The sequence below is a fragment of the Streptomyces sp. NPDC051172 genome (genome assembly GCF_040682555.1).
Classification (GTDB): domain Bacteria; phylum Actinomycetota; class Actinomycetes; order Streptomycetales; family Streptomycetaceae; genus Streptomyces.
This window is the reverse complement of sequence record NZ_JBFBBE010000040.1, coordinates 75,097-83,121: the sequence shown is the minus strand read 5'-3', so window position 1 is coordinate 83,121 and position 8,025 is coordinate 75,097. Positions and strand designations below refer to the sequence as shown.

The window sequence follows — 8,025 nt, the reverse complement described above, 5'->3', positions numbered from 1 at the left end:
GCTGCTACCGCCCTGCGCGCTTGCGGTGCGCCGCGGCGCGGGACGGTGTGCGGCCCCCTGGACCGGGCCACGGCGTTCGGCGCCGCGCCGGGGGACGGCCTCGCGGTGGTCAGCCGGCAGACCACCGCCTGCTCCCGTCACCGCCCGGCCGTGATGGACGCCCATGCGGCAGGCCACCCTGCCGGCACACGGGCTGGAGCCGAGCCAGAGCACTCGCGCTGCCGGCCCGGCACCTTCCGGACGCCCTGCGGGCGGAGCGGGCCGCGGCCCATCTCCTTCACGACGTTCAGAAGGCGCTGCCGGCTCCGGGCATCGCCCACGCCGTACCCGGCCTTGTCCCGGAGGTCGAGCAGCACATGCCCACCGGTCCCACATGGCAGGACCTCCTCCACGCCCTCGCGGAATGACCGGCGGCACCGAACGCAGAGTGGCAACGGGTCGTGCAGGGGCGCTTCAGCGTTGGGCCACGGCCGCGACGCTGCCCCTGTGCTCCTGCCAGGCCTGTTCGCGCAGTTCGGCCGACAGCAGGAGTTCGACCGCTGTGCAGGCCAGTGCTTCGGTCGCGGCGAGGAGCACGCGACGGGCGCGGTCGGAGGCTGCCGCGATGGCGAACTCGGGGGTGTGGTCGGAGCCGTCCGGATCCATGATCGCGACGAAGGGGTGGATGGCAGGGACGCGTCCGCTGACGTTGCCGATGTCCGAGGAGCCGAGGAACACGCCGGGCGCCGGTGGTGTGAGGTCGATGCCCGCGCGGGCCAGGTGACGGGCGAACCGTACGGACAGGGCCGCGCTGTCCCGGAAGTGCTCGTAGCGCGGTGTGGCCCGCCCGAACGCGACCGTCGTGCCCATGGCGCGGGCCACGCCCTGTGCGCAGGTCAGCACCTCGCCCGCGAGCTCCTCCAGAGCGGCGGTCGTCGCGGCGCGCAGCCCGAACAGGCCTTCCGCGTACTCGGGGACGATGTTCGTCGCCATGCCGCCGTCGGTGATGATGCCCTGGACGTGCGACCCCTGCGGCAGGCGCGGGCCGGCGGCGGCGAGGGCGTTGAACAGCTGGATGAGGGCCGCGAGGGCGTCGATGCCCTCGGTGGGGTTCCCGGTGGGGTGGGCGGCACGGCCGTGGAAGCCGATGCGGTACTGCGTCTGGGCGGTCAGGGGCGCCCACTGCCAGTTGTGGACACCGGGATGGAACATCAGGGCGGCGTCGACGTCGTCGAAGACGCCGGCCTCGGTCTCGGTGACCTTGCCGCCGCCACCCTCCTCCGCGGGCGTACCCACGGCCCATACGGCCCCTGCGCCGTCCCCCAGCACGGCCCGTGCCGCGAGCGCGGCGCCGAGGCCGGCCGCGGCGATCAGGTTGTGACCGCAGGCGTGCCCCAGCCCGGGCAGGGCGTCGTACTCCAGGAGGAGGGCCACCGCCGGCCGGCGCACGGTTCCGGCCCGCGCGGCGAAGGCGGTGGGCAGTCCGGCGAGGTCCCGCTGCACCGTGAACCCCTCGCGTTCGAGCTCGCCGCTCAGCAGCCGCACCGCCCGGTGTTCCTCGAATCCGTACTCGGGGTCGGCGTGCAGGGCCAGGGCGACCTCCCACAGGCGCTCCGAGCGGGCGGCCACCTCCCTGACCACCCGTCCGAGCGCCTCGTCCACCGCGTCTGCCACACCGGCCTCCCGAGGTTTTCCAGGTACGTGTGTGTCTCTGTGCGAGTTCCAACAAGTCGGCCTCCCACACCGTTAACCCGCTGCGGGACGGGGCACTCGGGGCTCCGGCGGATCCGGACGGGGAGCCGCCGCTTCTTGGCTGGAGGTGGACAGGATGGGACACGGAGGAAACGTCATCGACGAACTGATGACCGATCACCGGGAGGTCGAGGAGCTGTTCGGCCGGATCGAGGCGCTGCCGTCCGGTGACAGGACGCGCAAGGTGTACGCCGACCAGGCCACGATGGAACTGGTACGGCACTCGGTGGCCGAGGAGGAGTACCTCTACCCGGCGGTGCGGGAACATCTCGTCAACGGCAACACCATGGCGGACAGGGAGATCGAGGACCATGCCGGCGCCGAGCAGATCATGAAGGATCTGGAGAGCTGCGACGTGGACGACCCCGAGTTCGACCGTCTTGTCGGGAGGCTGATGAGCGAGGTACGCGCGCACATCGCCGACGAGGAGGAGAACCTCTTCCCCCAGCTGCGCACGGCATGCTCGGCGGAGGCCCTCGACGAGCTGGGAGACAAGGTGCGCCAGGCCAAGAAGCTGGCGCCGACCCGGCCGCACCCCTCCGCACCCGACAAGCCTCCGGCCAACAAGCTGCTGGCGCCGGGGGCCGGGCTGGTCGACCGCATGCGTGACGCGCTGAGCGGACGCGGCAAGCACTAGTGACCCGACGCCCGGCGCCTTGACGGCCTGCTCTCAGGCGGGCTGTCCCGGCTTGAGCAGGGTCATCAGCTGGTCCTGGTGCAGTGCGGTCACCGGGGCAAGCAGGTCGGGGTGGCGCAGCAGGGCCGCCGCCCGCCGGTCGCTCTCGTCGGGGGCCACCAGGCGCCGGAACGCAGCGGGCGGTCCGGCCGTATGGCTGCCCTCGGCGAGAGCGGCCACGGCGCGGCTGGCCAGTTGCGGGTCGCTCAGCAGACAGGCCGCCCAGCTGGCCACGACCTCGTCGACCCAGGTGCGCCAGGCGTACGCGTCCGGGTCCTGGCCGTCGGCGGCCTCCGCGCCGGCGATCCAGTCGAGCCGGGCGGATCCGCCCGGACCCGCCATGCCGACCAGGGCAGCGTCCACGGGCGTGGGGTAGCGCAGCCAGGCGGCGACCGTCACAGCCTGGCGGGCCTGCACCTCGCACAGGGCCGAGGCCAGTGCGCCGCCGCCCGAGGGATAGGCGCAGGTCAGCCACTGGGCGGTCGCCGCGATGAGCGGGGAGAGATCTGCGAGCACTGCGGGGCCGTCCGTACTGCGTGGGGAGAGGGCAAGGGCTTGTGAAAAACGGTAGCTCGCCGGCTCGGGCAGGGACATGCCCGCATCCGGTCCGGTGACGTGGCATCGACCACAGCGGCGCGGGAACCCGGTGGGTCTCTGCACGCGCCCACCCCTGGGAGAAGGTCATGAGTCTTCTGCGTCTGGTCGGCCGCCCCATGCTCGCCTCCATGTTCGTCTCCGGTGGTCTGAACACGCTGCGCGCTCCCGAGGAGGTCGCTCCGGTGGCCGAGCCCGTCGTCCGGCCGGTCACCGAGCGGGTCGACGCCCTGCCGGACCGCACCGAGCAGGTCGTACGGCTCAATGGAGCCGTACAGATGGTGGCGGGTCTGCTGCTGGCGAGCGGCCGGCTGCCCCGGCCTGCTGCGCTGGCCATCGCGGCCACGCTGGTGCCGACGACTCTCGCGGGTCACCGCTTCTGGGAGGCGGACGACCCCGAGGAGCGCGCGCAGCAACGCATCCACTTCCTCAAGAACCTGTCGATGCTCGGCGGTCTGCTGATCGCGGCCGACGACACCGCAGGCGCTCCCTCGCTGGCGTGGCGTGGCCGACACGCCGCCCATGATCTGCGGCGCGATGCCCATCTGGTACGCCGGTCCGTACGGGCCACGGCCCGGCCCGCCGCCGCGGTCGGCGGTGTCCGGGCCCGGCTGGCCCGCTGATCACCTCACCCGCGGGCGAGGAACCGCTCGAGGGTGGTGGTCAGTTCTGTCGGCTTCTCCAGCGGCAGCTCGTGACCGGCGTCGATGATGCGGACCTCGGCGTCCGGGTAGGCCTTGGCCATGCGCAGCATCTGTCGCACCGGCAGCTGGATGTCGTGGTAGCCGTGGATCAGGAGGGTCGGTGTGCGGATCTCCCCGACCCGGTCCAGGACGTCGAACGCTCGCATGGCGCCGTAGAGCGTCATGACGACCTCGCGCGGGGTGGCGGCGGACGCCTTGATGTGGGCGCGGACCTCCTCGCGGGGATGGCCGGGGCCGAAGGCGCGCTGGATGTTGGTGGCGACGAACAGCTTGTAGGGGACGAGTGTCGAAGCCGCCATGAGCAGGCCACGGCCGCGGCTGTAGGTCATGCGGGCGATGGAGCCCACCAGCACGAGGCGTTCGACTCGCTCCGGATGGTCGAGGGTGATGGTCTGCGCGATCATGCCGCCCATCGAGTGGCCCACGAGGACGGCCCGTTCCACCTCGAGGTGGTCGAGCAGGGCGAGGACGTCGGTGGCCAGTTCCGCGACGGTGGGCACCCCCGCGCCGCTGCTGTCGCCGTGGCCGCGCAGATCGAGGCGGATCACCCTGCGCTTCTCGGCGAAGTGGGCCATCTGGTGGTCCCAGCGGTGGCGGTCGGCCGTCCAGCCGTGGATGAACACCAGGGGCACGCCGTCGCCGTCGCGGGGGCCCTCGTCGTCGTACGTCAGCGTTGCGCCGTCGACTTCGAGCTGCGGCATCGTGCCTCCTGGGGAACAGATCGGTTACTGGCGAGTACGTTAGCGGTCGGCGGGGCCCTCGTCACCGCCGTTCGCCGAGGAAGTCGAGGATGTGCCCGAAGACGTCGAGGGCGGCGCCCCGGCCGAGGAAGGTGTCCAGGTGGCCGTAGCCGGGGATCTCGGTGTAGGTCACGTCCAGGTGCGGGTGGCGGCGGGCGAGGACGTCGTGGCACAGCTGCTGGGAGTCCAGCCACAGGCCGTTGTCGCTGCCCGCCAGGAGAAGGAGCGGTGTGTCGATGCGGCCGGCCGCGTCCAGGGCGTTGGGAGGCAGGGCCGCGTAGCGGTGGTCGGTGTCGTGCCAGCGGACCACGGTGCGGGCCAGTTCGATGCGGCGCAGGTGCGGCAGGATCCACAGGGGTGCGGGGCCGAGGAGTTCGGCGAGCCGGTTGTGGGTGGTCTCGGTCAGGTGCTCGTGGACGAAGAGCGAGGCACCGGTGCCCCACGCCGAGTGGTGCAGGATCTGGCAGGTGGGGTCGGGGCAGTCGGCCTTGCGCGAGGCCAGGGCGAACAGCGGCGTGTACTTGGACCGCAGGCCCACCGTGCGGAAGTCGACGGGGATGTGGTCGAGGCGGGACTTCAGCAGTTCGCCGGCCAGGGACATGCGCAGCGAGGTGCGGCCGGCGAGTTTCGGGGTGAGGAACACGCCCTGCGCGACCACGCCCGACAGGCCCGGTACCAGGCCCGCCGTCATGCTCAGGGACAGGGTGAGGGCGCCGATGCAGTGGGCCACGGCGAACAGCGGACGGTCCTCGCCGATGCGGGCGCGGATGTGGGCGACGGCGGCGGGGATGTCGTAGAGGGCGACGTCGTCGTAGGTGTATTTCCGGCCGGTGGCGTTGTACGGCAGGCGGCAGCTGCCGCGCCAGTCCAGCAGCCACGGCTCGTAGCCGTCGTCGAGCAGTACGTCGACGAGGTTGCGGATCTCGGGCAGCAGGAACATGTCGGCGGAGGCGGTGTGTCCGTGCAGCAGGAGCACCGCGGGACGGTCCGGCTCGCCGGTGTCGATGCGGGTCAGGCCGAGGCGGACGCCGTCCGGGGCGTGGAAGGGGATCTCCTCGACCTGCTGCGGGTCCAGACGGTGGTGCAGGGGACGCAGGGTGGGGGTGGTTCTGACCTTGCGGAGGGCCGGCCTGGTGGTGGGTTTCGTCGCCTTGAAGATCATCGGTTGTGCTCCGTGGGGTGCTGGGTGCGGCGCAGGTCGAGGAGGTCGGCGGCGGCCCGGGTGAAGGGGCCGAGCAGGCCGCGGCCCATCTGGAGGCCGAACCAGGCGAGCCAGGTCAGCTTGGCGGCGCGCTGCTCCCGGCTGGTGAGACGGGGGTCGACCTGGATGCCGTCGATCTGGTCGCGTACGTAGCTGTCCGCGGGCACGACCAACTCGCCGGCCAGGAGGGCGGGTTCGCCCTCGCGTCCGATTCGGACGGTCAGGGCGCGGGTCTGGCGCCAGAGGTCGCGGCGGGCGCGGGCGTGTTTGCGGCCCTCCAGCCACCAGCTGCCGCCGTCCGTGTCGCGCAACAGCAGCCGGTAGCGCAGGAGTTGGTGGGCCAGGCCGTGGTGTTCGGGAATGCCCTCCTCGGGGCGGATCCACGCGTCGCCCCGTTCCACGGTGAGCGGGTCGGGGTGTGCGGCCGGGCAGGTGAGGTGTCCGCGTACGTCGATGCGGCGCTCGGTGACCAGCTGGTGCATGCTCGCGATGGAGAGCGTGAGGGCCATCGAGCAGGGCGTGTCGGAGGGGGCTGCGACCGGGCCCACCTGGCCTTCGGTGGTCTCGGTGAACCAGAGGTAGGGCTGGTCGTCCTTGTGCGGCAGCCGGGCCAGACCGTCGCCCGCCAGCCGCTCGAAGGTCTTGAGCTGTGCGCGGGCGTCGTAACGGGTGGCTGGGGGAAGGCCGAGGGCCTCGACGAGGTGAGCGGTGCGTTCGCCGGTGGCCGCCGGTCCCTTGAGCGTCGCCTCGCACAGCTTGAGAGCGGTGGGGCTCTGCAACACCCGGGACAGGAAGGTCAGTTCGGGTATCGGTTCCGCCTGGAGGCGGGCCAGGGCGTCGGTGCGCCAGTCGTCCCAGTCCTTGACGCGCACGTGCATGCCGCCCAGGGCCATGTCCTGTACGACGTCGTCGAGGGTGTTGGGCACGCCGGTCAGGTTGTAGTCGAAGCCCCAGGCGTCCGGTTCGCAGATGACGCCGACCGCGACCCGGCTGACCCAGTCCACCGGGGCGACGTTGAGGTATCGGAAGGCGGGCACGGTGCGGAAGCGGCCGAAGGCCGACACGAGGCCGCTGGAGAGGTCCTGGGGGTTGTAGGCGCCGGTCTTGGTGTGGCCTCCGATGCCGCCCGGGCGCAGCGCGGTGACGATCAGGCCGTGGTCGCGGGCGCGGCGCAGCGCGACCTCCGCGGCCCATTTGGTCTGGTCGTAGCCCGCGATGAGGCGGTCGGCGTGGGCCAGGGGGTCGTCCTCGCCCATGGAGGTGATGCCGACCTCGTTGAAGACGGCGATGGAGGAGATGTGGTGCAGGGGTTTGGGGCGGCAGGCGGCCGCCAGTTCCGCGAGGGCGAGGGTGCCGAGGACGTTGCTCGCGCGCAGTGACTGGTAGCCGCGCAGGAAGTCGACGGCCGCGGCCACGCCCACGATGCCGTCCAGTTCATGCGCGAGCTCGTTCCACCGTTCCTCGCTCAGGCCCAGGTGCGGGTGGCGGATGTCGCCGGGCAGCACGGTGATGCGGCGGCGGACCTCCGTCGACCAGGGCAGCCGGTAGCTGCGCAGGGCCTCGCCGAGCCGGGTCTCGGCCGCTGCCTCGTCGGCGGCGCGGACCAGGCAGTGCACATGGGCGTCGCTGTGGCGCAGCAGGTCCAGGAGCATATGGCTGCCGAGGAAGCCGGTCGCGCCGGTGAGCAGGATCCGGCGGGGCGGCAACGGCTCGGGAGCGGCGATGAACGGGAGGCGGTCGGCGAGAGCGAGGTCGGCCAGGATCTGGTCGAGGTCTTCGCGGCGGGCGGTGGTGTGCGGCGCGTGGGCAGGCTCGGCCGACCGTGCGGCCGGGGGCGGTGGTGTGAGCGGAGAGGGGACGGGCGGCGCAGTCGTCGACCCGGCCCTCGAGTGTCCCGCGGTGGTGACCGTGGGGGCGACGGCCCTGATGCCGGGGATCCGTGCCCAGCGGCGGGCGAGGCTGCTGGGGCGGGCGTCGGCGAACACCTCGTCCAGATCGACCTCGATGCCCAGTTCCTCCTCCAGCTCCGCCACGAGTTCCACCGCGTTCACGGAACTGCCGCCGGCGTCGAAGAAGTCGGCGTCGGGCGCGAGACGCCCCTCGGGCAGATGGCGGCCGGCCGCCGCGGCGATGACGGCGGCGAGCACGTCGACGTCCAGGGGCGGATCCGTGTCGGGCGGCCCGTCCGCGGCGGTGGCGGAGTGCGCGGGCACGGCAGCCGGCACGACCCTCGCCAGCAGGTCGCTCACGCCCAGTCCGCCGCCGCCGCGCTCGATCGACTCCGCCGTCGCCCGCCGGCCGGCGTACGCCGACGCGTTCTCGTTCGTCTCACGCATGAGTGCCCTTCACCATGTCAGCAACCATGTCCGCGGTTCCTTT

The 8,025-nt window shown here is 72.4% G+C and carries 7 protein-coding genes; 2 read left to right on the top strand and 5 right to left on the bottom strand.

Annotated elements, in window-relative coordinates; all coding sequences use genetic code 11:
- Positions 1 to 453 precede the first annotated feature (453 nt).
- Entirely contained in the window at positions 454 to 1,653 is a 1,200-nt protein-coding gene (locus AB0N07_RS24260) for an amidohydrolase (RefSeq protein WP_365838311.1), read from the bottom strand.
- Between the two features lie 154 nt (positions 1,654 to 1,807).
- On the opposite strand from AB0N07_RS24260, the gene AB0N07_RS24255 reads away from it, so the two are divergent.
- Complete coding sequence (locus AB0N07_RS24255; RefSeq protein WP_365838309.1) at positions 1,808 to 2,368, top strand: hemerythrin domain-containing protein; 561 nt, start codon at positions 1,808 to 1,810, stop codon at positions 2,366 to 2,368.
- A 33-nt stretch (positions 2,369 to 2,401) separates the two neighbouring features.
- Here the strand turns inward: AB0N07_RS24255 and AB0N07_RS24250 are convergent, their stop codons facing one another.
- Entirely contained in the window at positions 2,402 to 2,923 is a 522-nt protein-coding gene (locus AB0N07_RS24250; RefSeq protein WP_365838319.1) for a hypothetical protein, read from the bottom strand.
- A gap of 167 nt (positions 2,924 to 3,090) precedes the next feature.
- Between AB0N07_RS24250 and AB0N07_RS24245 the strand changes: the two genes are divergently transcribed.
- Entirely contained in the window at positions 3,091 to 3,624 is a 534-nt protein-coding gene (locus AB0N07_RS24245) for a DoxX family protein (protein ID WP_365838307.1), read from the top strand.
- 5 nt (positions 3,625 to 3,629) lie between these two features.
- On the opposite strand, the gene AB0N07_RS24240 is transcribed toward AB0N07_RS24245, so the two are convergent.
- The 3 genes from AB0N07_RS24240 to AB0N07_RS24230 form a co-directional block, all read right to left on the bottom strand.
- Entirely contained in the window at positions 3,630 to 4,406 is a 777-nt protein-coding gene (locus AB0N07_RS24240; protein ID WP_365838305.1) for an alpha/beta fold hydrolase, read from the bottom strand.
- Positions 4,407 to 4,467: 61 nt separating this feature from the next.
- Positions 4,468 to 5,607 carry an esterase gene (locus AB0N07_RS24235; protein ID WP_365838303.1) on the bottom strand — a complete coding sequence of 380 codons (1,140 nt, stop codon included), beginning with the start codon at positions 5,605 to 5,607 and terminating at the stop codon, positions 4,468 to 4,470.
- Complete coding sequence (locus tag AB0N07_RS24230) at positions 5,604 to 7,982, bottom strand: thioester reductase domain-containing protein (protein ID WP_365838301.1); 2,379 nt, start codon at positions 7,980 to 7,982, stop codon at positions 5,604 to 5,606. Before AB0N07_RS24230 ends, AB0N07_RS24235 begins: the two co-directional genes overlap by 4 nt.
- Between the last annotated feature and the right edge of the window lie 43 nt (positions 7,983 to 8,025).